General features: G+C 72.2%; 20 protein-coding genes. 8 read left to right on the top strand and 12 right to left on the bottom strand.

Annotated elements, in window-relative coordinates; all coding sequences use genetic code 11:
- Nucleotides 1–33: 33 nt before the first annotated feature.
- Entirely contained in the window at nt 34–1,248 is a 1,215-nt protein-coding gene (locus tag EUA93_RS06615) for a pyridoxal phosphate-dependent aminotransferase (protein WP_129399407.1), read from the bottom strand.
- Nucleotides 1,249–1,291: 43 nt separating this feature from the next.
- Between EUA93_RS06615 and EUA93_RS06610 the strand changes: the two genes are divergently transcribed.
- Nucleotides 1,292–1,936 (top strand): GNAT family N-acetyltransferase, encoded by a 645-nt coding sequence (locus EUA93_RS06610; RefSeq protein ID WP_129399406.1) that lies wholly within the window; start codon nt 1,292–1,294, stop codon nt 1,934–1,936.
- A gap of 6 nt (nt 1,937–1,942) precedes the next feature.
- On the opposite strand, the gene trxA is transcribed toward EUA93_RS06610, so the two are convergent.
- The gene (gene trxA, locus EUA93_RS06605; RefSeq protein ID WP_129399405.1) at nt 1,943–2,266 is read right to left on the bottom strand and encodes a thioredoxin; all 324 of its coding nucleotides are present in this window, start codon (nt 2,264–2,266) and stop codon (nt 1,943–1,945) included.
- Nucleotides 2,267–2,387: 121 nt separating this feature from the next.
- Between trxA and EUA93_RS06600 the strand changes: the two genes are divergently transcribed.
- The 4 genes from EUA93_RS06600 to EUA93_RS06585 all read left to right on the top strand — a co-directional run bounded on the left by EUA93_RS06600 (nt 2,388) and on the right by EUA93_RS06585 (nt 6,625).
- Entirely contained in the window at nt 2,388–2,837 is a 450-nt protein-coding gene (locus tag EUA93_RS06600; protein WP_129399404.1) for a MarR family winged helix-turn-helix transcriptional regulator, read from the top strand.
- Nucleotides 2,834–3,451: a hypothetical protein gene (locus tag EUA93_RS06595; RefSeq protein ID WP_129399403.1), complete on the top strand. Its 618-nt coding sequence runs from the start codon at nt 2,834–2,836 to the stop codon at nt 3,449–3,451. Before EUA93_RS06600 ends, EUA93_RS06595 begins: the two co-directional genes overlap by 4 nt.
- Nucleotides 3,452–3,725: 274 nt before the next feature.
- The gene (locus EUA93_RS06590; protein ID WP_207208618.1) at nt 3,726–5,945 is read left to right on the top strand and encodes an ATP-binding protein; all 2,220 of its coding nucleotides are present in this window, start codon (nt 3,726–3,728) and stop codon (nt 5,943–5,945) included.
- A 35-nt stretch (nt 5,946–5,980) separates the two neighbouring features.
- Nucleotides 5,981–6,625, top strand: a complete 645-nt coding sequence (locus EUA93_RS06585) for a helix-turn-helix transcriptional regulator (protein WP_129399401.1) — start codon at nt 5,981–5,983, stop codon at nt 6,623–6,625.
- 34 nt (nt 6,626–6,659) lie between these two features.
- Here EUA93_RS06585 and trxB read toward each other — a convergent pair whose 3' ends face one another.
- The 6 genes from trxB to EUA93_RS06555 all read right to left on the bottom strand — a co-directional run bounded on the left by trxB (nt 6,660) and on the right by EUA93_RS06555 (nt 15,005).
- A complete protein-coding gene (trxB, locus tag EUA93_RS06580) occupies nt 6,660–7,673 on the bottom strand; it encodes a thioredoxin-disulfide reductase (RefSeq protein ID WP_129399400.1) in 1,014 nt (337 codons plus the stop codon).
- Between the two features lie 104 nt (nt 7,674–7,777).
- Nucleotides 7,778–8,494, bottom strand: coding sequence for a hypothetical protein (locus tag EUA93_RS06575; RefSeq protein ID WP_129399399.1), 717 nt, complete (start codon nt 8,492–8,494; stop codon nt 7,778–7,780).
- Nucleotides 8,495–8,551: 57 nt separating this feature from the next.
- The gene (gene sigM / locus EUA93_RS06570; RefSeq protein ID WP_129399398.1) at nt 8,552–9,217 is read right to left on the bottom strand and encodes an RNA polymerase sigma factor SigM; all 666 of its coding nucleotides are present in this window, start codon (nt 9,215–9,217) and stop codon (nt 8,552–8,554) included.
- Entirely contained in the window at nt 9,214–11,151 is a 1,938-nt protein-coding gene (locus EUA93_RS06565; protein ID WP_129399397.1) for a protein kinase family protein, read from the bottom strand. The genes sigM and EUA93_RS06565 overlap by 4 nt, the downstream gene beginning before the upstream one ends.
- Before the next feature lie 81 nt (nt 11,152–11,232).
- Nucleotides 11,233–12,864 carry a murein biosynthesis integral membrane protein MurJ gene (gene murJ, locus EUA93_RS06560; protein WP_242497260.1) on the bottom strand — a complete coding sequence of 544 codons (1,632 nt, stop codon included), beginning with the start codon at nt 12,862–12,864 and terminating at the stop codon, nt 11,233–11,235.
- Complete coding sequence (locus EUA93_RS06555; protein WP_129399396.1) at nt 12,861–15,005, bottom strand: DUF6049 family protein; 2,145 nt, start codon at nt 15,003–15,005, stop codon at nt 12,861–12,863. The genes murJ and EUA93_RS06555 overlap by 4 nt, the downstream gene beginning before the upstream one ends.
- 203 nt (nt 15,006–15,208) lie before the next feature.
- Between EUA93_RS06555 and EUA93_RS06550 the strand changes: the two genes are divergently transcribed.
- Nucleotides 15,209–16,660 carry a CCA tRNA nucleotidyltransferase gene (locus tag EUA93_RS06550; protein WP_129399395.1) on the top strand — a complete coding sequence of 484 codons (1,452 nt, stop codon included), beginning with the start codon at nt 15,209–15,211 and terminating at the stop codon, nt 16,658–16,660.
- A gap of 106 nt (nt 16,661–16,766) precedes the next feature.
- Here EUA93_RS06550 and EUA93_RS06545 read toward each other — a convergent pair whose 3' ends face one another.
- Complete coding sequence (locus EUA93_RS06545; RefSeq protein WP_129399394.1) at nt 16,767–17,849, bottom strand: inositol-3-phosphate synthase; 1,083 nt, start codon at nt 17,847–17,849, stop codon at nt 16,767–16,769.
- 45 nt (nt 17,850–17,894) lie between these two features.
- A complete protein-coding gene (locus EUA93_RS06540) occupies nt 17,895–18,512 on the bottom strand; it encodes a PadR family transcriptional regulator (RefSeq protein ID WP_129399393.1) in 618 nt (205 codons plus the stop codon).
- Nucleotides 18,513–18,583: 71 nt separating this feature from the next.
- Here EUA93_RS06540 and EUA93_RS06535 point away from each other — a divergent pair, with 71 nt between their 5' ends.
- Together EUA93_RS06535 and EUA93_RS06530 are read left to right on the top strand one after the other, a co-directional pair.
- Nucleotides 18,584–20,899, top strand: coding sequence for a transglycosylase domain-containing protein (locus EUA93_RS06535; RefSeq protein ID WP_129399392.1), 2,316 nt, complete (start codon nt 18,584–18,586; stop codon nt 20,897–20,899).
- A gap of 8 nt (nt 20,900–20,907) precedes the next feature.
- Complete coding sequence (locus tag EUA93_RS06530; protein ID WP_129399391.1) at nt 20,908–22,167, top strand: hypothetical protein; 1,260 nt, start codon at nt 20,908–20,910, stop codon at nt 22,165–22,167.
- Here EUA93_RS06530 and EUA93_RS06525 read toward each other — a convergent pair.
- Complete coding sequence (locus EUA93_RS06525) at nt 22,078–23,157, bottom strand: alanine racemase (RefSeq protein WP_129399390.1); 1,080 nt, start codon at nt 23,155–23,157, stop codon at nt 22,078–22,080. The genes EUA93_RS06530 and EUA93_RS06525 overlap by 90 nt on opposite strands.
- Entirely contained in the window at nt 23,157–24,293 is a 1,137-nt protein-coding gene (locus tag EUA93_RS06520) for a lipid II:glycine glycyltransferase FemX (RefSeq protein WP_242497258.1), read from the bottom strand. Before EUA93_RS06520 ends, EUA93_RS06525 begins: the two co-directional genes overlap by 1 nt.
- Nucleotides 24,294–24,358: the final 65 nt, after the last annotated feature.

Below are 24,358 nucleotides of genomic sequence, written 5' to 3'. Positions count from 1 at the left end.
GACGGCGTGAGGAGCGACTCACCCGAGCGGCGGTCAGCGACGCGTCTCGAGGAAGTCCGCGATCCGGCCGATGGCCTCCTCCAGCAGGCTCGCCTCGGGGAGGGTGACCAGCCGGAAGTGGTCAGGGCTCGGCCAGTTGAAGCCGGTGCCGTGGGTGACCAGGATCTTCTTGGCCCGCAGCAGGTCGATGACGAACTCCTGGTCGTCCTCGATCGCGTAGACCTCGGGATCGAGGCGCGGGAAGCAGTAGAGCGCGCCACGCGGCTTGACGTTGGTGACGCCGGGGATCTCGTTGAGCAGCCGGTGCGCCAGCATCGACTGCTCGTAGAACCGGCCGCCGGGGCCGATGTACTCCTCGACCGACTGGTAGCCGCCGAGCGCGGTCTGGATGGCGTGCTGGGCCGGGACGTTGGCGCACATGCGCATGTTGGCGATGAGGGTGAGGCCCTCGAGGAAGTCGGTGGCGATCTCCTTGGGCCCGGAGATCATCATCCAGCCGGCCCGGTAGCCACAGACCCGGTAGGCCTTGGAGAGCCCGGAGAAGGTCAGCGTCAGCACGTCGTTGCCACCGAAGGTCGCCGCGTGGTGGTGCACCGCGTCCTCGAAGAGGATCTTCTCGTAGATCTCGTCGGCCATCACGACCAGCTCGTGGCGTCGCGCGATGTCGACGAGGCCCTTGACGATCTCCTCGCTGTAGACCGCGCCGGTGGGGTTGTTCGGGTTGATGATCACGATCGCGTGGGTGTTCTCGGTGATCTTCGACTCGATGTCGGCGAGGTCGGGGTTCCAGTCGTTCTCCTCGTCGCACCGGTAGTGCACCGGGATGCCGCCGGCGAGAGTGACGGCCCCCGTCCACAGCGGGTAGTCGGGCGCGGGCACGAGGATCTCGTTGCCGTCGTCGACGAAGGCCTGCAGCACCATCGAGATCAGCTCGGAGACACCGTTGCCGATGAAGACGTCCTCGACGCCGACGTCGCGGAGCCCGTGCGACTGGTAGTAGTGCATGACCGCCGTGCGCGCCGACCAGATGCCCTGGCTGTCGGCGTACCCCTGCGACTGCGGCAGGTGGTGGATCATGTCGGCGAGGATCTGCTCGGGGGCCGCGAAGCCGAACGGCGCGGTGTTGCCGATGTTGAGCTTGAGGATCCGGTGGCCCTCGGCCTCCAGCCGCTGGGCCTCCACCAGGATCGGTCCGCGCACGTCGTAGCGGACACCTTGCAGCTTCTTGCTCTGTCGGATCGGGCGCACGGAGTCATCCTCGCAGGGACCCGCGGGGGCTAGCATCGACGATGTGTCCCGCAAGACCGCGCGCCTGACGGTCGACCACCTCGCGGAGCTGGCCGACCCGGTGCGGTCGTGCCTGTTCTGGGAGCTCGGCCCGGTGGACCGGGCCCGGCTCGACGAGGCCGACCGGATCGCGGAGAAGGAGCGCTGGGTCTCCACGCTCCTGCGTGACTGGGGCTCGTGCGGGCGCGTCGTACGCGTCGACGGGCGTACGGTCGGGATGGTGCTCTACGCGCCCGCGCCCTTCCTGCCCGGCGCGGCCGCGCTGCCGACGGCACCCGGTTCGCCGGACGCGGTCGTCGCGGCGACTGCGTGGATCGACCCCGCGCACCGCGGCGGTGGGCTCGGCCGCCTGCTCGTGCAGGCGATGGCGGCGGACCTGGTCGAGCGCGGGCACACCGCGATCGAGTCGTACGGCGACACGCGTGGGCGCGCGAACGGATGCGTGCTGCCGGCCGAGTTCCTCGGCAGCGTGGGCTTCAAGACCCAGCGGGCGCACCCGACGACTCCCCGGATGCGGATGGAGCTGCGCACCGCGCTCAGCTGGAAGGACGAGGTCGAGCTCGCGCTCGAGCGGCTCCTCGGCGTCGTGCGACCGACGCAGAAGGCGGCCCGCCCGATCGGATCGGTGCGGGCCGCCTCCGGCGACTAGCGGGACTCAGATGAGGCCCTCGAGCTCCTTGAGGAGCGCGGCCTTCGGCTTGGCGCCGACGATGGACTTCACGACCTCCCCGCCCTGGTAGACGTTGATGGTCGGGATGCCGGTCACGCGGTACGACGAGGGCGTGACGGGGTTCTCGTCGACGTTCATCTTGAGGAAGGTGATCTTCTCACCGTGCTCGGTGTTGAGCTCGTCGAGGATCGGGGCGACCTGGCGGCACGGACCGCACCACTCCGCCCAGAAGTCCACCAGGACGGGCTTGTCGGACTTGAGGACCTGCGCCTCGAACTCGGCGTCGGTCACAGCGGCGATGTTGGCCACAGCACTGCCTTTCCACGGGGTCGTTGGGGTGATGTCCAAGTGAACACCACCGTGGGGACAGTTGTTCCCGACCACCCGCGACCATTGGTGCACTCCCTACATGGTGAAGTACATTCACCGCATGACCGACATGACGGACGTCCTCGACCGGGTGCTGATGCTCGCCCAGCTCGTGCAGGCCGACCTCACACGCTTCGAGCGCGAGCAGGGACTGACCACGTCTCGCGTCCACCTGCTCTGGGTCCTCGGCGCCACCGGCGCCTCGACGCAGCAGGCCCTGGCCACGGCGCTCGACGTCACGCCCCGCAACGTCACCGGCCTCGTCGACGGCCTCGTCGCGAGCGGCCACGTCACCCGCGAGCCGCACCCGGGCGACCGGCGCGCCACACTGGTCACCCCGACCGCCCTCGGGGCCAGCACGATCGCAGGCCTGGCGCGCTCGCACGCGGAGCTCGCCGACCAGCTCTTCGGCGACGTGCCCGCCGCGCGTCTCGCGGCCTTCGACGGCGTGCTGACCGCGACCGTCGAGCGGTTCGCCGCCCTGATGGAGGCCGAGCGGAGCGGGCGATGAGCGACGTACGCCGCACCCTGGCCGTGGTCCGCGAGGTGCTCGCCTCCGAGGTCGCGCTCTACCGCCAGCTCGGACGCTGGATCACCCGACGGCCGGACGTGCCCCCGGGCGCCACCCCGGTGCCGTACAGCCGGCTGGCCACTCCGGTCATCTGGCTCTTCGTCTTCGGCTCGACGATCGAGGTGGTCGCCTTCGACCTGATCCTCAGCCGCTGGCTGACCTTCCTGCGGATCCCGTTCCTGGTGCTGGGGATCTGGGGCGTCGTGTGGATGCTCGGGCTGATGGCGTCCTACCGGATGCGCCCGCACCTGCTCACCGACACGGCACTGCACGTGCGCCACATGGCGCGGACGGAGGTCGTCGTACCCCTCGAGGCGATCGCGTCCGTGCGCGTGGCCGACCGCGACGAGGGCGGCATCCGCGCGCTGAGGGTCGTCGACGACGACCTGCTGGTGCTCGTCTCGGGACGGACCAACGTCCAGCTGACGCTGGCGGCCGGTACGACGCTGGGCACGCCGCTCGGAGAGCTGGGACCGGACGCCGTGGGCCTGTGGGTCGACGAGCCGCGCGCGGTGGCGGAGCTGCTGAGGCGCCGCGCTGCCGAGCGAGCCTGACGCACCGGACCGCGAACCCCCGTACCGCGGTCCCGGCGCGTCGACGGTCCCCAAAGTAGGTGATGACGCTCACGTGCGTCTGTCCCCGGAACCGGGGGGCGAACCTCAAGAGTCCGTCCAGCCCGGACGCCGCGTCGGTGCACGAACATGCTCCGACCTAGCATCATGGACGTCGTTGTCCGGTGTCGGGGGGTCTCACGTGCGTTGGCCGTCGTGGGCCGCCGTCCCCACCCCGCCCCCGGTGCCGCGTGGGACGACCGGCGGCGCCTACCGGATGTATCGCAGCATCCTGGGCGCGCACGCCTGCCTCCTGGTCACGCTGGCGATCTTCACCGCGCTGCCCCTCGTGGGCCGGATGGCACCCGACGACCCGAGCGTCCCCCCGCGCGCCGCGATCTCGCTCGTCCTGCTGGTCGTCGCCGCGGACCTCTACCGCCGCGGCGAGCACCTGCTCCAGCTCGCGATCCTCTCGGTCGCCTTCCTCGTCCTCTCGCCGACGCTGGTCGCGCAGCCCGTGACCAACGACAGCACCGTGAGCCTGACCCTCACGGCCGTCGGCATCATGGCCGCGCGACTGGTGCCGATCACCCGTGCGCTCGCGCTCGTCGGCGCACTCGGTGCCGTCCACGTGGCGACCCTGGTGCTCCTCGACCTCCCCAACAGCGGACTCCCCTTCGAGGCCATGGTCCTCGTGGTCGCCACGGCCGCGGCCGCCATCGGCTTCGTCAACGCCATGCAGGCCAGCGCCATCGCCACCGAGCGGGTGCGCGAGGCCAACCGCGAGCAGGAGCTCGAGATCACCCGGACCGAGGCCGAGCTCCTCGCCCGCACGATGAGCCGGCGCGTCCTGCACGACGACGTGCTCGGCACCCTCCACCTGCTCTCCGACCCGAACGCACCGATGCGCAACGCCGAGCAGCAGTGTCGCGCGACCGCCGAGGTGATCCGAGGCGTGCTCGCGACGTCGGAGGCACCGGAGGGCGACCATGACTCCGCGCCCGCACCCGACGAGGACCTGCCCGACACGTGGTCGGACCTGGTCGCGCAGCTGCGCGCCTCGGCCCCGGTCGACGTCGAGGTCGTGGTGGTCGGACGTCCCCAGCGCCTCCCCGCGCTCCCCGAGGCCCAGTCGGCCGTGCTGCTGCGGGCGGCCGGCGAGGGCGTGCGCAACGCGGCGCGGCACGGCCACGTCGAGGCGGCGACGGTCCGGCTCTCGGCCGACCGCAACGAGGTGCGGGTCGAGGTGCTCGACCGCGGACTCGGCCCCGGCGCCTCCGCCGCCAAGGGCTTCGGGCTCAGGGAGTCCGTCGATCGACCGCTGGCGGCCGTCGGTGGGCGCTCGGCGCTGCTCCCGCGTCCCGGCGGAGGGGCGGTGCTCCTCCTGGTCGTCCCCCGCGACAACACCGGGGTCCTCGACCACGCGTACGGCCTCACGACCGGCGGCCTCGGCCCCGTCCGGACGCTGGCGCGCACCGTCGCCGTGCCCCTGACCCTCGCCTGGTGCGTCATCGCCGCGCACTCGGTCCTCGACCACCCCTCCACCTGGCCGTCCCTCGTCGTCTGCGTGGGCTGGGTGCTGATCACCGCGAGCATCGTGCGGCGCCTGGAGGGGCCTGGCCCGGACGCGCGGTGGGTGGTGCTCGTCGTCGGCGCCAGCACCGTGCTGCAGGTGGTCGGGATCGCGCTGCTGCCCGAGGGCGCGATGCTCGACTTCCGCTCGTGGTCGATCGGCATGTGCGCGGTGCCCCTGTCTGTCCTCGTCCTGAGCCTGCCGCTGCCCGTCGGCATGGTGGTGCTCCTCCTGCAGGTGCTCGTCGTCGTGGTCGCTCCCCAGGTCGAGCCCGACCTGACGAACGGCCTGTTCCCCTGGGGATCGCTCAACTCCGTGTTCACCCCACCCGTGCCGGCCCTCGTCCTCGGCACGCTCATCCGGCGCCAGGGAAGGGCCCTGCGCAGCCAGCGCCGGCGCGAGCTCGCACTCGACCAGCGCCGTGCGGTCGAGGAGTGGCGCGCGACGACGATCGACCTCTACTTCGCCCACGTCCGCGACGAGGTGCTGCCGTGGCTCGACCGGATCGGCGACGGCTCCGTCGCACCCGACGCGCCCGACACGGTAGCCCGCGCCCGGATCCTCGCCTCGGCGGCTCGCGACGACCTCTACGCGCCGGGCTTCTTCGACGAGGGCCTCCGCGAGGACGTGGCCCGGTTCCGCTCGGCGGGGGGCACCGTGGAGCTCCGCGCCGGCCTGGAGCCGGGCGGACACCAGCGGACGGCCGGACGGGTCCTGCGCGGCCTGCTGCCCATCGCCGCCGGTCGTCGGATCATCGTCACGCCGCCCGCCGCCCAGGAGAGCAAGGTGCGCATCGCCGTCGTACCGCCCCCGCTCGCCGCCGACATCGAGCGCCTCCACGACGGTGCGGGCGCCGGCTTCGAGAGCGACGTCGACGACTTCCGCGCCGTCCTCCTCGTCGACGACCTGCCCGGATCCGGGTAGGGACAGCGACCGTCTGGTCCGGATAATCAATCACCATGACCGACCAGCCGGAACGACGCCCCAGCGTCGACGTCCTCGACAACCAGCAGGTCGTCAGGGACGGCGTCCTCGCCGCGATCGCCCGGCACCCCGACGAGCTCGCCTGCGGAGCGGCGTACGCCTCGATCGACGAGGTCGACCTGGCCGCACCCGGACCCGACGTGCTGGTGCTCGACCTCTACCTCGGTCGCGACGACGAGTCGGTCCTCGAGCACGTCCCCGCCCTGACCGCGTGGGCCGGTGTCGTGGTGCTGCACACCGCCGAGGAGAAGCCGGTGCCGCTGCGCCGGGCCGTGGCGCTGGGCGTGCACGGCATCGCGCTGAAGAACGACGGGACCGAGACCCTCCTCGACGTCGTACGCCGCTCGCTGGCCGGCGAGTTCGTCTGCAGCAGCGTGCTGGCCGAGGCGCTCATCAGCGACCAGACGACGACACCGCGGCTGACGGCGCGGGAGGTCGAGGTCCTGAGCAACCTGCGCGACGGACTGACCCAGCGCCAGGTCGGCTCACGGCTGCACGTGGCCGAGGAGACCGTGCGCGCGCACCTGAAGTCGGTGCGGGCGAAGTACATGGAGGCCGAGCGCGAGGTCACCAACACCGGGAGCCTCGTGCGCGAGGCCGGCCGGGACGGGTGGATCTGAGTCCACGCCCGGTCCCGGCCGACCGCGGTGAGCGTCAGGCTCCGGCGGTCTGCACCTGCTCCTCGATCGCCTCCACCGTCGCGGCGGCCTCACCGGCGGTCGAGGCCTCGTGGTCGAGCGCGGCGATGAAGCGCTCGGCGTCGAGCGCCGCGGCGCAGCCGGTGCCGGCGGCGGTGATCGCCTGTCGGTAGTGGTGGTCGACGAGGTCGCCCGCGGCGAACACGCCGGGCAGGTTGGTCGCGGTGGAGGGGTGGTCGACCAGGACGTAGCCGTCGTCGTTGAGGTCGACCTGGCCGGTCAGCAGCTCCGAGCGCGGGTCGTGACCGATGGCGATGAACATCCCGGTGACGTCGAGCTGGCGCTCCTCACCGGTGACGGTGTCGCGCAGGGTGATCGACTCGAGCTTGTCGGCGCCGTTGATCGCGGCGACCTCGGAGTTCCACACCATCTCCAGCTTGGGGTCGGCGAACGCGCGCTCCTGCATGATCTTCGAGGCACGCAGCTCGTCGCGGCGGTGGATCAGGTAGACCTTCGAGCCGAAGCGGGTCAGGAAGGTGGCCTCCTCGATCGCGGAGTCGCCGCCGCCGATGACGGCGATGGCCTGCTCGCGGAAGAAGAACCCGTCACACGTCGCGCACCACGACACGCCACGACCGGACAGCTCCTCCTCGCGGGGCAGGCCGAGCTTGCGGTAGCTCGAACCGGTCGAGAGGATCACCGAGCGCGCGGTGTAGGTGTCGGTGGCGGTTTTGACGACCTTGATGTCGCCGGTGAGGTCGACCTCGACGATGTCGTCGGCGACCAGCTCCGCACCGAACCGCTCGGCCTGGGCGCGCATCTCGTCCATCAGGGCCGGGCCCATGATGCCGTCGCGGAAGCCGGGGAAGTTCTCGACCTCGGTGGTGTTCATCAGCGCACCACCGGCGGTCACGGAGCCCTCGAAGACCAGCGGCTCGAGCGATGCGCGGGCGGCGTACACCGCAGCGGTGTAGCCCGACGGGCCCGAGCCGATGATGATGACGTTGCGCGTCTCGGTGCTGGTGCTCATGAGCGGTCAGTGACTCCTGCTGGATCGACGGTGTGGATCGGGTGGATGGCGTACGCCGTGCTCAACCGATCGTAGGCGACCGTTGTTCCTGCGGGAGGCCCCCGTCAGGGTGCGGGCAGCGTGATCGTGCGCACGGGCTCCGCGGTGCCGCAGACGTAGAGCTCGACCTGCTGCGCCGCCCCCGACGGGCGCCTGAAGACGATGAGACCCGGCTGGCCGTCCACCTCCGCGCCGACCTGCCGGCCCCGGCCGAGGTCGGGGAGGTCACAGGCGGCGTACGCCTCCGAGGTCCCGGAGCCGGCGGCAGGCGCCGGGGCCGTGGACCGGGCCACGAGCAGCTCGTCACGGAGCGCGGGGTCGTCGGCCGTGACGGTCGGGGTGCCGGCGAAGGGGGAGACGCTCTTCTGCGACTCGGGCGCGAGCTGGGAGTCGGAGCTCCCGCCGCCGTCCGAGCCGCCGCCGTCGGCGGGCTGGTCGCCGAGCTCGCGCTCCACGCCACCGCCGTCGGCGGACGAGGCCGAGTCGTTCGAGGTGCCCGACCCGATCGGCAGCACCTGGCCCAGGCCCACACCGGCGACCACGACGGCCGCAGCCGCGAGCAGGCCGATGCCGACCGTCCGGCGCCGGCGGGCACCGAGGTCGACGACCGGCGCCGGGGGCCTCTCGGACGGCAGCGGGCTGCTCGCCCGCTCGGCCACCAGGGAGGCGAGGGCGTCGTCGAGGCGCGCGACGACCTCGGGCGGGGTGGGCCCGTCATGGCGCGCGTCGGCCAGCAGGCGGCGTACGGCCTCCTGCTCGGGCGTCAGGTCGGGTTCGGTCATCGGGTCACCTCCTCGGGGTCGTCGTCGACGGGTGCGGTCATGTGGTCGGTTCGCGGGTCAGGGCGTGGGGGGTCCCCGTGGCCGCGCAGTGGCTTGGACGGGTCCGTCGGGGGGCGGGTTCCCGTGAGGCGGGTCACTGGTCGGGTGGTGCAGGTCGGCGAGCAGCCCGGCGAGCCTGGCCCGGCCGCGGGAGCACCGCGACTTCACCGTGCCCTCGGCACAGTCGAGCATCAGGGCCACCTCGGCGACCGGGTAGCCCTCCATGTCGACCAGCACCAGCGCCGCCCGCTGGTCGGGGGGCAGGGTCGCGAGCGCGGCCAGCACCCGTCGGCGGCGCTCGGAGTCCTCGGCCACCGCGTCGGGCTGGTCGTCGTGGACGGCCGTCGCGACGAGGGTGCCGCGGTCCTCGACGTCGTCGGGGAGGCTGTCGAAGCGCCGGATCTTCGCCGCGCGGAGCCGGTCGAGGCAGGCGTTGACGACCACGCGGTGCAGCCAGGTGGTCACGGCGGCCTCGCCCCGGAACGAGCCCGCGCGCCGGAAGGCCGCGATCATCCCGTCCTGCAGGCCGTCGGCCGCGTCGTCGGGGTTGCCCATCGTGCGCAGCGCGACCGCCCACAGCCGGTCGCGGTGGCGCGCGAAGAGCAGGCCGAACGCGTCGGCGTCGCCGTCGACGTGGGCCTGGAGGAGCTCCCGGTCCGACGGGTCGGTCACCGGGGTGGTCATCCGAGCACCTGCACCTCGGAGATCGTGCCGCGGAACCCGTCGGCACCGATCGACGGGATCAGGGTCAGCCACACCGTGACGTAGCGACCCGACACCGCCTCGTCGAGGCTGATCGTCAGGTCGCCGGTGCCCGCCGCCGTGCCGACGGGAGTGAGGTCGGCGACGCCGGTGGGCGGCTCGGAGGTGACGTACGCCGCGAGCGCGGTCTGGCCGCCCTCGGTCGACACCACGACCTGGCGTACGCCCTTCGTCGCGCCGAGGTCGATGACCAGGCCGACCCCGGTCTTGAGCCCGCCGGGGCCGAAGTTCTGCCGGTAGGTGGAGGTGCTCCACGTCGTGGCGGGGTCGCCGTCGACCACGTTGGGGACCTCGTCGGGGTTCTCGTCCTGCGGCGGGTCGCCCTGCGGGTCGAAGTCGTCGGCGACGAGCCCGGTGAACGGCGTCGGCGCGACCACGCTCGGTGACGCCGAGGTGGACGGCTCGTCGTCGGAGTCGGAGGCCGGCGGCTTGATGCCGAGCTGGTAGGCGGCCACGACCGCCACGCCCACCAGCAGGCAGACGATCACGGCCAGGGCCAGCCGGTTCCAGCTGCGGCCCGGCACCCGGTCGTCGGTGTCGTCGAACCCCTCGCCGGTGCCCCAGCGGTCGTCTGTCCAGTGGCCCGAGCTCCACGACCCGGTGTCGCGCCCGGCCGGTCGTCCGGCGGCGTCGACGGAGGAGCCGTGGCGCGAGTCGTCCCACGGCCAGTAGTCGGCGCCGGTCGCCGCCTTGCTGCCCGGGCGCGGACGGCGCACCGGCTCGCCGTCGGGCGGGTCGGGTGCGAACAGCGGGCGCGGAGTCGGCGCCTCCAGCGGTGGCGGGGGAGCGGGCTTGTCGGCCCGGGCGCGCAGCCAGTCCACCTCGTCGTCGTCGTGGAAGACGGGCATCCCGGCCTGCGTCGGCAGGTCGGTGACGGCCGTGGGGGCGGAGGTCTCGGCAGGCTCGAGGTCCGGCTCGGGCTCGATCTCAGGCTCGGGCTCGGTCGTCGGCTCCGGGTCGGTCGGCTGCTCGGGCTCGACCACCAGCTCCGGCTCGGTCGGCTCGGGCTTGGGCTCGGCGACCGGGACGGGGGTCGACACGGGCGGGGGAGCCGTCGGGCGCGGGGCCGCGACCGGGGCGTGGGTGCCGGTGACGTCGCCGACGTAGTCGCGGAGCAGCTCGTTGACGTGGCGCGCGGTGTGGTCGCTGCCACCGCCCCCGGGTGCGTGCTCGGGGTTGAGGACCTGGTCGCACAGTGCGTCGAGCATGCGGGGGATCCCGGCTCGCACCCGGCGTGGGCGCAGCACCTCGCCGTGCACCTCCGGCGCGCTGGGCACGGCGGACGACGAGACGCCCGCCCACTTGCCGGTGAGCGCGCAGTAGAGCAGCCCGGCGAGGTCGACCTCGTCGACGTTGATCCGCCCCGCGGGGAGCCCGCGCAGGGCGGCCTCGACGCCGAAGCCGATGATGCGGACCTGCCCGTGCTGGTCGACGAGCACGTTCTCCGGGGTCAGGCAGCCGTGCGCGATGCCGGCGGCGTGCGCCTCGGCGATGCTGTCGGCGACCTCGGCGACCAGCCAGGCGGCACGACGCGGCGGCAGCGGGCCCTCGCGGGTGAGCAGGATGTCGAGGGAGTCGCCCTGGCCCCACTCGTTGACGACGTAGCAGCGGTCGCCGGAGATCTCGGCGTCCAGGACGCGGAGCAGGCGGCGGTTGATGACCGGGCCGACCGTGCGGGCGGCCTGGAGGACCGCCTCGGCGCGCTCGTCGTCGCCGGCGAGGATGTGCACCGCGACCGGCCGGTGCAGGACGAGGTCGTGGGCGCGCCAGAACCGGCCGGCACCGCTCTCGGCGAGCAGGTCGTCGAGGCGGTAGCGGTCGGCGAGCACGTCACCGGCCTGCATCGACGTCGTCACCTGCTCCCCCTTCCCACGGACCCCACCTGTGCGGTTCCTTTGCCTTGCGCCACTCTAGGAGCCCGTGGGCCCCCGCGAGGCTCATCCGCGCCGGAGCCGCCCCGAGACGGTGGCGACCAGGCTGGTCACCTCGCGGACGTGGAGCAGGCGGGCGCCGACCAGCACCACGACCAGGCCGACGCCGGCGCTCGCCCCGCCGCGGACGAGGGACAGTAGGGTGCCGGGGTACTCGCCGAGCCCGGACAGGCTCCACTCGACCAGCCACGCGGCACCACCCCCGGCGACCAGCACGATCGCCATCCGGACGAGGAACCGGACGAGCTGGGGCGTCTCGAGGCCGCCGACGGTGCGCCGCAGGAGGGCGAAGGCGACGACCGCCCCGACGGCGTACGACGTCAGGTAGGCCACCACGAGCAGGGGCGCGGTGTCCTCGGCGCTGCCCCGCGGGACGAGCACGCTCGCGACGACGACGTTGGTGAGCGAGACCGCCACCTGGATGAAGAAGACCAGCCGGGTCATCTCCATCGCGTAGAAGCCGCGGAGCATGAAGTAGTGGACGGTGAAGAAGACCAGCGCCGGGCCGAAGACGGCGAGGGTCGGGGCGAACCTCGCGGCCTCCTCGGCGTCGGCCCAGCTGAAGGCGACGCCGGCGACGTCGACCGCGGTGATCGGCAGGAGGACGGCGAACGGCAGCACGAGCGCGAGCGCCGTGCGCAGCGTGGAGCCCACGGTGCTGCCGAGCTCGGCGAGCCGGTCCTCGTGGGCGTACGACGACAGGCGCGGCAGGATCGCTGTCGCCAGCGACACCGTCACGATCGCGTGCGGCACCATCATGATCAGCAGGCTGTTGGAGTAGACGAGGTAGCCGGTGCCGCCGCCGACCGCGCCGCCGGAGGCCAGGCGGACCACGACGAGGTACGCCGCCTGGGTGACGACGACGAACAGCACGGTCCAGATGCCCAGCGACAGCGTCTTCGCGAGCTCGGGGTCACGGAAGTCGAAGCGCGGCCGGTAGGTGAAGCCGGAGGCCCGGAGGTAGGGCACCAGGACCAGGAACTGCAGGACGATCCCGAGCGTGGAGCCGAGGCCGAGCAGCACCTCCGCGCTCGTGCCGAGCGCCAGGTCGCGCTCCGGTCCCTGGCCGGTGGCGCCGTAGAACACCAGGTAGGCGGCGAGGATCGCGACCGAGAGCAGGTTGTTCGCGATCGGCGCCCACATCATCGGGCCGAACCGGCCGCGCGCGTTGAGCACCTGGCCGACCAGGACGTACATCCCGTAGAAGAAGACCTGCGGCAGGCACCACCGGGTGAGGTCGACGATCGAGGCCAGCTGCGCGGACAGCCCGGGATCGAGGAACCGCTGGTCGAGGTAGACGCGCAGCAGCAGCGGCGCGAGCACCACCAGGAGCAGCGTGACCGCGCCGAGGAACAGCGCCGACAGGGTGATCACCCGACTGGCGTAGGCGTCTCCACCGTCGGCGTCGTCCTTGATCCGGCGCACCAGCTGCGGCACCAGGACGGCGTTGAAGATGCCTCCGGCCAGGAGGATGTAGACCATGTTGGGCAGCGTGTTGGCGATGGCGAAGAGGTCGCCGCGGATGCCGGAGCCGAGCGCCACCACCAGCAGGCCCGCGCGGACGTAGCCCGACGCCCGCGACACGACGGTGCCGGCGGCCATCACCGCCGAGGAGGCCAGGATCCGCTGGTCGCTCACGTGTGCTCCGGGGCGGGCGCGTGCCCGTCCTCGTCGGCGTGCTCCCCGTCCTCGCCGCCGTCCTCTGACTCGGCTGCCTCGGCTGACTCGGCCGCCTCGGCGAGCTCCGCCCGGCGGGCCCGGATCTGGCCCGGCAGCCGGTAGCCGATCATCCCGAACAGCACGAGCGCGCCGGCCGCCATCACGATCCAGATGATCGCGCTCACCCGCGCGGCGCGGATCGGCAGCTGGTCGGACGACCCGAGGGGGACGCCGTCGACGTTGGTCACGGCGAGCCGGACGTTGTGCACGCCGGGCTGGGTGGTCGAGGCCTCGTAGCGCAGCACGCTGCGCGCGCCGGGGCGCAGGGTGCGGGTGCCGGAGGCGCCGGTGAGGGTGAGCTGGCCGTCGGTGCTCACCGCGACCCGGACGTCGACCGGCTCGTCGAGGCCGTTGACCAGGGTCGCGCCCAGCGGGCCGGAGTCGCTGGACAGGGTGACGGCCGTCGGTGCCTCGATCTCGATCTTGTCGAGGTCCGCGCGCAGGGCGTCGAGCACCCGCTCGGCCGCCGCGCGGGCGAGGTTCGGCCGGGCCCGGTGCTGCTCGGACAGCGTCGTGAGCACCTCGTCGAGCACCTGCTGCTCGATCCGGGTCTGCAGGCTGAGCACGCTCTCGAGGAGGGCGGAGGCGTCGGTGGTCCGGGTCGCCGCGGTGAAGCTCGTGGAGTCCAGCTCGGCCTCGAGGTCCTCCTCGGTGTAGACCAGGCTCGTCGCCGGGACGAAGGTCGTCGACTGTGCGGCGACCTCGCCCACGGGGACCAGGTCGAGCCACGGCTGCTCGAGGTCCTCGAAGAACGACGACGCGTCCTCGCCGCGCCACACGGTCGGCAGCGTCACGACCAGCGGCGCCGGCTCGTCGCCGATCGCCCGCAGGGCCGCCTCGCTGATCAGCCGCTGGCGCAGGGCGAGCGGGTCGGTGGCCGCCGTCGGACCGGGGCCACCGGACTCCGCACCGGTGCTCGTCACCACCACCTTGTGCCCGAGCAGGCGCACGACCGAGCTGTCACCGGTCGGGGGGACCGAGAAAGCGGTGTCGCCCAGCAGGATCACCGTGTCGGCCGGGACCGCCCTGATCGCCTCGGGGCTCAGCACGTCGTCACGGGGGGCCACGGTCGCGACGAACGGGACCTGGAGGGTGGTCAGCACCTCCGCGGACCGCGCCGCCGCCTGGTTGTAGCGCGCCGGGTCGTTGCGCATCACCGCCGACACGTCGAGGTCACCGAACGGCAGGGCCAGCACCTGGTTGTCGGCGGCGAGCGCCCGGAAGCGGTCGAGCCAGGTCTGGGCCGCCGCGGCCAGCGCGAGCTCGTCCGCGCTGGGGTCGTCCGTCGCCTCGGACTGGCCGGGGGTGAGCGTCTCCGGGGTCTCGCTCTCCTCGTCGGTGGGCGTGTCCGTCGGCGAGGGAGCCTGGCCGGGGACGGTCGGGTCCGGGAGCAGGTTGCGCGGCTGGTTCCCCTCGCTGAGCCGGACCAGCGCGACCAGCACCGCGGGGTCGACCAGGAAGCTGTACGGCGTCGAGCCGGCCGACTCGGCCATGTCGAGCACCCCGGCGAGGCTGCCGCCCGTGGCGAGCCGGCGTGCCCACCGGTCGGCGCCGGCGATGGATCCGTCCTCGGCGAACCAGACCCGGTTGCGGATGGAGAGCATCACCGACGCCTCCTGGGTCCGGTCGCCGGTGGGGCGGGCCGGGATGAACGTCCGCGCCCGACCGTCGGCCACGCTGTCGCGCGGGGTCGAGGTGCTGTCACCGAGCGCGTGCACGCCGATCCAGTAGACGCCGGGATCGCCGGAGGCCTCGAGCAGGCCGACGGGGACGGAGTCGGTGAAGGACGCGGTCTCGCCCGGGTCGAGCTGGTCGATCGTGGCGAACGTGCCGGGCACGGTGACCCGCTCACCCACCGCGGCGGCGGAGTCGGTCAGGGCCGACTGCGCCAGCGCCTGCGAGGTGGGGATCGGGGTCGAGGACGAGAACGCGTGCAGGTTGATCCGGGTGAAGGTCTCGTCGCTGACGTTGGTTACCGTCCCGGAGATCTCGACCCGGCCCCTGGTGGGCAGGACCGAGGTGATCTCGTCGAGGTGCACCAGGAGCGGGTCCGCGGTCACGGCCCGCGCGGCTGCCTGTCTCACCGACGTGGGGGCCGACGTCGAGGCCGTCATTGAGGCTGACGCTGGGGGCAGGAGGGCCGGTGGGACCGCGAAGCCGATCGCCAGGAGCCCCGCCAGCGCAGCACGGAGCGACGAGGGGCGGGGCACGCACAGACTGTAGTTGTTAGCGGGTCGCCCACCGCCACGTAGAGTGGCCTGTCGTGTCCGACGTCGCCCTGCAGCCCCTGACGATCGTCGAGATCCAGCGTCGCGTCGCCTCCGAGCTCGCACGCATCGGATCGGTGATCGACGAGCTCGGTGCCCTGTTCGCCGCGGCCGGCGAGGAGCTGGCGCTGGTCGGGGGTCCGGTCCGCGACGCGATGATCGGCCGGCTCCAGAACGACCTCGACTTCACCACCTCGGCCCGGCCCGACACCACCGAGCGCCTGGTCTCCGGCTGGGCCGACGCCGTGTGGGACATGGGCCGCGACTTCGGCACGATCGGCTGCCGCAAGGGCGAGTGGCAGGTCGAGATCACGACCTACCGCTCGGAGACCTACGACCCGTCCTCGCGCAAGCCCGACGTCGACTTCGGCGACAGCCTCGAGGGCGACCTGGGCCGACGCGACTTCAGCGTGAACTCGATGGCCGTGCGGGTGCCGGGCCGCGAGTTCGTCGATCCCTTCGGCGGCATCGTCGACCTCGCCGAGCGGGTGCTCCGCACGCCCGGCGCCCCCGAGGACTCCTTCTCCGACGACCCCCTGCGGATGATGCGGGCCGCCCGGTTCGCCGCTCAGCTCGGCTTCTCCGTGGCGCCCGAGGTCGTCGAGGCGATGACCGAGATGGCCGGCCGGATCGAGATCATCTCGGCCGAGCGCGTGCGCGACGAGCTGGTGAAGCTCGTCTGCGCGCCCCACCCCCGGCTCGGGCTGACGCTGCTGGTCGACACCGGCCTGGCGTCGTACGTCCTCCCGGAGCTGCCGGCCCTCGCGCTCGAGCGCGACGAGCACCACCGCCACAAGGACGTCTACGAGCACACCCTGACCGTCCTCGAGCAGTCGATCGACCTCGAGCACCGCCTCGGCAACGGCCCCGACTTCGTCTCGCGCTTCGCCGCGCTCATGCACGACGTCGGCAAGCCCCGGACCCGGAAGTTCGAGTCCGGCGGGATCGTGACCTTCCACCACCACGACGTCGTCGGCGCCAAGCTCACCCGCAGGCGGATGAAGGCGCTGCGCTTCTCCAACGCCGACATCGAGGCGGTGTCCACGCTGGTCGAGCTGCACCTGCGCTTCCACGGCTACGGCTCGGGGGAGTGGACCGACAGTGCCGTGCGCCGCTACGTGCGCGACGCCGGCGACCAGCTCGAGCGGCTGCACATCCTCACCCGCGCCGACTGCACGACGCGCAACCAGCGCAAGGCCGACCGGCTGCGCCGGACCTACGACTCCCTCGAGGAGCGCATCGCGCGCCTCGGTGAGGAGGAGGAGCTCGCCTCGATCCGGCCCGACCTCGACGGCAACCAGATCATGGGCATCCTCGGCATCGGCCCGGGCCGCGAGGTCGGTGAGGCGTACGCCTTCCTGCTGGAGCTCCGGATGGACGAGGGCCCGCAGACGCCCGAGGCCGCCGAGGCCGCCCTCCGCGCCTGGTGGGACGCGCGCCCGTCCTGACCGTCTGACGGACAACAGCACTGCGGCCGTACGACGACCCCGGACGGATCCGGGGCGGCGTACGGCCGCAGTGCTGTGCTGGTGCCCGTGCGGGCGAGCGATCAGGTCACTCGCCGGCGATGAACTTCTCGAGCTCGGCGCGGCCGAGGTCGTCCGGCATCTGCACCGGCGGGGACTTCATCAGGTAGGTCGAGGCCGGGATGATCGGGCCACCGACGCTGCGGTCCATGGCGATCTTCGCGGCGCGGACGGCGTCGATGATGATGCCGGCGGAGTTCGGGGAGTCCCAGACCTCGAGCTTGTACTCGAGGTTGAGCGGGACGTCGCCGAAGGCGCGACCCTCGAGGCGGACGTAGGCCCACTTGCGGTCGTCGAGCCACGCGACGTAGTCGGACGGGCCGATGTGGACGTTGCGGCTGTCGATCTTGTCGGCGAGCTCGCCGGTCAGGTTGGACGTCACGGCCTGGGTCTTGGAGACCTTCTTCGACTCCAGGCGCTCACGCTCGAGCATGTTCTTGAAGTCCATGTTGCCGCCGACGTTGAGCTGGTAGGTGCGGTCCAGCGCCACGCCGCGGTCCTCGAAGAGCTTGGCCATCACGCGGTGCGTGATGGTGGCGCCGACCTGCGACTTGATGTCGTCGCCGACGATCGGGACGCCGGCGTCCTCGAACTTCTTGGCCCACTCGGGGTCGGAGGCGATGAAGACCGGGAGGGCGTTGACGAAGCCGACACCGGCGTCGATCGCGCACTGGGCGTAGAACTTGGCGGCCTGCTCGGAGCCCACGGGGAGGTAGCACACGAGGACGTCGACCTCGGCGTCCTTGAGCGCCTGGACCACGTCGACGGGCTCGGCGGCCGACTCCTCGATGGTCTGGCGGTAGTACTTGCCGAGGCCGTCCATCGTCGGGCCGCGCTGCACCTCGACGCCGAGGGTCGGGACGTCGGCGATCTTGATGGTGTTGTTCTCCGAGGCGTTGATGGCCTCCGAGAGGTCCTTGCCGACCTTCTTGTCGTCGACGTCGAACGCCACGACGAACTCGACGTCACCGACGTGGTAGTCGCCGAACTTGACGTGCATGAGCCCGGGGACGGTCCCGGCCGGGTCTGCGTCCTTGTAGTACTCAACGCCCTGGACGAGGGAGGTGGCGCAGTTGCCGACTCCGACGATCCCTACTCGTACCGAACCCATGGGGCTCTCCTTCTCCGTTACTTGGTGTGCCGTGCTGGCGGATGGTCAGTCGTTGCTTGCTCGGGGTGTGCTGCCGTGCGGTGTGGCGGGGGATGTGGCTGGGGTGGTGCTGGTGGGTGATGACTCGTCGCCGCGCTCGGCGCGGATGAGGTCGGAGAGCCAGCGGACCTCGCGCTCGACCGACTCCACGCCGTGGCGGTTGAGCTCGGCCGCGTAGCGGTTGACCTCGGCCTGGGTCCGCTCGAGCTCACCCTGGACGCGGGCGAGCCGCTCCTGCAGCCGCGAGCGGCGACCCTCGAGGACCCGGAGGCGGATCTCCATGTCGGTCGAGGAGAAGAACGCGAAGCGGATGTCGAAGTTGTCGTCCTCCCACGCGGTGGGGCCGACCTCCGACATGAGCCGCTGGAAGTGCTCGTTGCCGGCGGCGGTGACCTCGTAGGTGATGCGCGGACGGCGGTTGACCGGCGTCGAGGTGTCGGCCACCTCCGTGATCAAGGTGGCGCGCAGCATCTTCTTGAGCGCGGGGTAGAGGGAGCCGTACGACAGCACGCGCCCCCAGCCGAGCATCAGGTTGAGCCGCTTGCGCAGCTCGTAGCCGTGCATGGGTCCCTCGTGCAGCAGTCCGAGGACTGCGAGCTCGATGGTGTCTCCACGGCGTGCCATGCGATCTATCGTACCGATATATCCGCTGGTGACGAATCGGGATGCTGGGCCGGCCCCCTTACCCTTTTCCGGTGAGTGCGAAGAAGCGCAGGGCCGACGGCAAGGCCCAGACCCGTCGACCCAAGCCGAGGCGCACGACGCGCCAGCGGGTGGCGAAGGTCGCGAAGGTCCTTGCCGTCCTCGGGGTCGTCGGTGCCCTGCTCCTGGGCGGCGTCGTCGTCGTGCTCTACCAGGCGATCAGCATCCCGACGCCGAACTCCGCCTTCCAGGCGCAGACCACGTTCGTCTACTACCGCGACGGCGAGCAGCAGCTCGGCACCTACTACGACGACCAGAACCGTGAGTCGATCCCGCTGTCGACCATGCCCGACTCGATCCAGGACGCGGTGGTCGCGGCGGAGAACCAGACGTTCTGGACCGACAAGGGCATCGACCCCAAGGGCATCCTGCGCGCGCTGTTCTCCAACGCCGCGGGCAACGCCCGCCAGGGTGCGTCCACGATCACCCAGCAGTACGTCAAGATCCTCTACCTGACGAGCGAGCAGAGCTACAAGCGCAAGATCAAGGAGGCGATCGTCTCCCTCAAGATCCAGCAGCAGCTCGACAAGAAGGAAGTCCTCGAGGGCTACCTCAACACCATCTACTTCGGCCGCGGCGCCTACGGCATCCAGGCCGCGTCGAAGGCCTACTTCGACCACGACGCCGCCGACCTCAACCTGCGCGAGTCGGCGGTGCTGGCGACGGTGCTCAACAACCCGACGAAGTACGACCCGGCCAACGGCAAGGAGGCCAGGGACGACCTCAAGGGTCGCTACGCCTACGTCCTCAACAGCATGGCCGACATGGGCACCATCACGACCGAGCAGCGCGACAAGGCGGAGAAGAAGCTGCCTAAGTTCCCCGAGATCGCCGCCTCCAGCCAGTACGGCGACCAGAAGGGCCACATGCTCGCACTGGTGAAGAAGGAGATCCTGTCCCGCGGGATCGCGACCGAGGACCAGATCGACGGCGGCGGCCTGAGGATCACCACGACCTTCGACCCGCAGGTCATGTCCGACGTCGAGGAGGCGGTCAACGCCAACCGCCCCGACGCCGGCATGCCCGGACCGGCCGGCAACGCCGACCTCCACATCGGCGCTGCGACCGTCGACACCCAGACCGGTGAGCTCCTCGGGTTCTACGGGGGCCAGGACTACCTCGACTCCCAGATCAACTGGGCCGTGGCCGGCGGCATGGCCGGCTCGACGATGAAGGCCGCCACCGACGTGGCCGCCATCCGCGACGGCTTCTCCCTCACCGACACCTTCGACGGCAACAGCCCGATCGACATCGCCGGCACCGAGTTCGAGAACCAGGGCAACGAGAGCTACGGCTCGGCCGTCTCCATGCTCACCGCCACCGAGAACTCGATCAACACCGCCTTCGTCGACATGGTCGACGCGATGGACGACGGACCGCAGAAGGTCATCCAGGCCGCCGAGGACCTGGGCGTCCCCGGCAACGAGGGTGCGAAGTTCGGCATCCCGCGCCAGTCGATCGACTTCCAGGAGAACGTCGGCGTCACCCTCGGCACCGCGCAGGTCAGCCCGATCAACATGGCCAACGCCTACGCCACCATCGCCAACGGCGGGGTCCGCAACGACGTCCACGTGGTGCAGAAGGTCGTCGACAAGAACGGCGAGGTCCTCTACGAGGCGAAGGACCGCAGCAAGGAGACCGTCGACCCCGACATCGCCTCCGACGTGTCGTACGCCCTCCAGCAGGTGGTCTCGAGCGGCTCGGGCACCGAGGCGCTCTCGATCGACCGCCCGGCAGCCGGCAAGACCGGCACCGCCACCAACGACGACGGCGACGTCTCCTCGTCGTGGTTCGTCGGCTACACCCCGCAGATCTCCACCGCGGTGATGTACGTCCGGGGCAAGGGACGCGAGGGCCTCGACGTGCCGCGCCCCGACGGCGCCGACCTGTGGCTCCCGACCAGCTCCGACGGCCGCTCGGGCTACTTCGGCGGCAACTACCCGGCCAAGACGTGGGCCGGGATCATGGAGCGCGTCATGGACGGCATGGAGGTCGAGGACTTCCCCGAGCCCGCCATGGTCGACGGTGACGCCCCGTCGACGGGCCACGAGTACACCCCGCCGCCGCCCCCGCCGCCGAAGCCCACCCGGCCGACGCAGACGGTGGTCCCGCCGAGCGAGACCCCGACCGAGACGCCGACCGAGACTCCGACGGAGACTCCCACGGAGACGCCGACCGAGACGCCGACGATTCCTCCGACGGAGACCCCGACCGTGCCGACCGAGACGCCGACGGTCCCCCCGACGGAGACCCCGACCGTGCCGGCCGGGCGCCTCCAGCCGCGCCAGACGCCCGACGCGCGGTCCTGAGCACGACCGTGGCGAACGCGCCTCGCGGCCCCGAGTCGGCCCCGACCCGCACCGACCCCGTGGTCGCGGCGATGTCCGAGGTCGTCGGGGGCCCGGTGGGCGACCACGCGGGCGGCCACCCCTGGTGGAGCCCGGCGCGGGTGCTCGTCGGCTCGACCGCGGTCGTCCTGGCCGCAGGCATGGTCTCGAAGGGCGCGTGCGTCCCGTCGGGCTGGAGCAAGCCCGACCAGCCGTTCGCCCAGCAGTGCTGGAGCGAGCTGGCCGGGCGGTCCACCGGCGACGCCACCGCTCCCCACGTCGCGACCTGGCTCCAGCGCCTGGGCGAGCTCTTCCCCGGCTCCGGCACCGTCAGCTCGACCGCCGGTGCGGCGGTCCTGCTCGCCGCGCTGGCCCTGCTCGCCACCGCCCTGCTCGCGCGGGTCGACGTACGACGTCCGTGGGCGGCCGCCGGATGGGCGATGTCGCCCCTCCTGCTGGTGCACTGGCTCTCGTGGGAGCTCGTCGCCGCGGTCGGAGTCGCGGTGCTGCTGTGGGGCTGGACCTCGGGTCGCGCCTGGGTCGCCGGCGTCGGCGCGGGCATCGGGGCCGCGTTCGCGCTGCCGGTGCTGCTGGCGTTCGTCGGCGTGATCGCGATCGGCGGGCGGATGCGCGACCGGTTCGACGCCCTCCTCGCGGCGGCCGCGGCCTACGTCGTCATCACCCTGCCGGGTCGCGGCACCGTCCCGGACGTCGACACCGGGTCGATCTGGCTGCTGCTCCAGCAGGCCGGCCACACGCCCTCCTCCACCCTGCGCACCGCGGTCCAGCTGGTGGTGCTGGCCGCTGCGGCCGGCGCCGTGTGGTGGTCCGCGCGCCGGTCCAGGCGAGCCACCGTGACCACCTGCGCACGGTCCGGGCTGGTGCTCCTGGCGGCCGCGCTCGTCGTCGCGCCGTCCGCCCCTCCGGAGGCCGCCCTCCTGGCACTGCCGCTGGCCGCGATCGGCGTACGCCGCTGGCGCGACCTGCTCGTGTGGCAGGGACTCACCCTGCTCAGCTCGGTGATCACCGGCTGGTGGGTGGGGCAGGCGCTCGACCCGACGATCACCGACGACGATCGGGCCTACTGGCTGGCCGTGGTGCTGCGGGTCGGCGCGCTGGTGTGGCTGGTGGTCGCCGTGCTGCGCGAGGCCGGGTCGGAGTCAGCTGACGACGACGCGGTCGAAGTCGGTCGCGGTGAAGCGGACCCGGACGTCGATGTCCTCGCCGACGCGGGGGACGCGCGCGCCTGAGGGCACGAACAGCATCGAGGCCTGCATGTGCGGGGGCTCGGCGAACAGTCGCTGCTTGCCGTCGATCGAGAAGGGCGAGCGGACGAAGCCGACCGCGTCCATGCCGCCGCGGGCCAGGGTCGCCGCGCGTGCCTTGAGCGACTGGTCCCCGGTCGGTGCCTCGAGCCCGATGCCGTGCGCGGTGCCACCGCTGACCACCACGATGTGGCCGCTCTTGGGCACGCTGCGGCCGCGGTAGCCGAAGGTGTCCCCGCGCTCGACCTGGTGCACGTCGAGGACGGTCGCGCCGACCGTGAGCGCGCCGCGGTCACCGAGCCAGAGGTCGGTGCCGACGCGCGGGCGGACGGTGAAGTCGGGGTAGCTCGTGGCCAGCCGCGCGAGCTCGCTGGCGGTCAGGTGCGAGACGAAGACGGTGGTGGTCGGCAGGCCGGAGGCGACGACCTCGTTGATCAGCCGGGTGACCTCGCCGAGGTGGGAGGTGGTGTTGAGCGGCAGGTGCATCGCGACGCCGCGCAGCCCGCTGCGGGCCCGGCCGAGCTCCTCGGCGGCCGTCGCGAGCTCGCGCCGGGTCATGCCGTGGCGACGCATCGAGGTGAGCTGCTCGAGGACGAAGCGCGCCCGGGGGTCGCGCTCGCGCAGCGCGGCGAGGTCCTGCGGACGGCTCACCGTGTGCACCACCCGCGCGGCCGTGCGCTCGTCGAGGTCGAGCGCGGCACCGAAGGGACGCCACGGGGTGAGCACCAGCAGGTCGCCGGAGTAGCGGGTGGCGGCCTCGCCGATCTCGTCGTAGGTCCCGACGGCAATCGTGTCGACGGCCGCTCCGGTCTCCGCCGCGTGGTCGGCGAGCCACTGGGCGCGCCGGGCCAGCCGGCCGAGGCCGAGGCCGTAGCCGTTGCCCTTCGCGACCGGCACGATCCCGGGGTGGGCGGTGACGGTCGCGAGCAGGTGCCGGCGCCAGCGGTCGCCGTCGACGCTGAGGGTGAGGCTCATCAGCCTCGCCTCGCGAGGTAGACCTGGAACGCCTTGTAGATGACACGGTTGAGCGGCAGGTCCCACTCGCCGGCGTGCTCCACGGCCTCGCCGCCGGTGCCCACCTTGAACTGGATCAGCCCGACGTGCGGGTCGTCGGCGTCGAGCGTCTCGGTGATCCCGCGCAGGTCGTAGACCTCCGCCCCGGCCTCGAGCGCGTGGCGGATCATCGCCCACTGCACGCCGTTGGACCCCCGGACGTCGCGCTTCTCGGTCGATGACGCGCCGTAGGAGTACCACGCGTGGGTGCCGACCCGGATCGCGATCGTGGCCGCGACCAGGTCGCTCTCGTGCCGGGCCAGCCAGAGCTGGATCCGGTCGGCGTCCTCCGCGGCGAGGGCGTCGTACATCGTCTGGAAGTACGCCAGCGGCCGCGGCGTGAAGTGGTCGCGCTCGGCGGTGTGGACGTAGAGGTCGTGGAAGGCCTTGAGGTCCTCGCGACTGCCGAGGGCGACCTCGACACCGGACTTGTCCGCCTTCTTGATGTTGCGGCGCCAGAGCTGGTTCATCCCGGCGAGGACGTCGGCCTCGGTGCGCGGGGCACCTTGGTCGTCGACCAGCGGGATCTGGAAGTTGAACTGCGGCTGCCCGGCCGAGAAGCCGCCCTCGGCCGACTGGAGCTGCCAGCCGAGCTCGTGCAGCTGGGCGATCACGCGCGCGCCGACCTGGGACCGCTCCAGCGGAGGTACGTCGCCGAGCCGGCGCACCGACTCGTCCGCGATGCCGGCCTTGACCTGCTCGGCCGACCAGCGCCGGGTCACGACCGGCGGTCCCATCCGGACCGCGAACGCACCCTGCTTCCTCAGGTGGGCCACCATCGGACGCAGCCACGCCTCGAGGTCGTCGCCCGTCCAGTCGATGACCGGCCCCTCGGGCAGGTAGGCGAGGTAGCGCTTCACGCGCGGCAGCTGGCGGTTGAGCACCAGCGCGGCCCCGACGATCTCGCCACCGCGGAACCAGCCGAGCGACTCGGCCTTCCACTCCGCCTTCACGCTCGCCCAGCCCGGGGTCTGGAGGAAGCTCGCGGACGACCGGCCGGCGATGAAGTCGCGGTGCTCCTGCGGGGAGATCGGGCGCAGGGTCAGGGGGGTCGTCACCGCACCCACGCTACAAGGGACCAGACACGACCCCCGTACGTGTCTGGTCCCCTCACAGGTGCAGA

Source organism: Nocardioides oleivorans, assembly GCF_004137255.1.
Lineage (GTDB): Bacteria > Actinomycetota > Actinomycetes > Propionibacteriales > Nocardioidaceae > Nocardioides > Nocardioides oleivorans.
The sequence above is the reverse complement of the archived record's forward strand: the minus strand, read 5'-3'. Positions and strand labels throughout refer to the sequence as shown.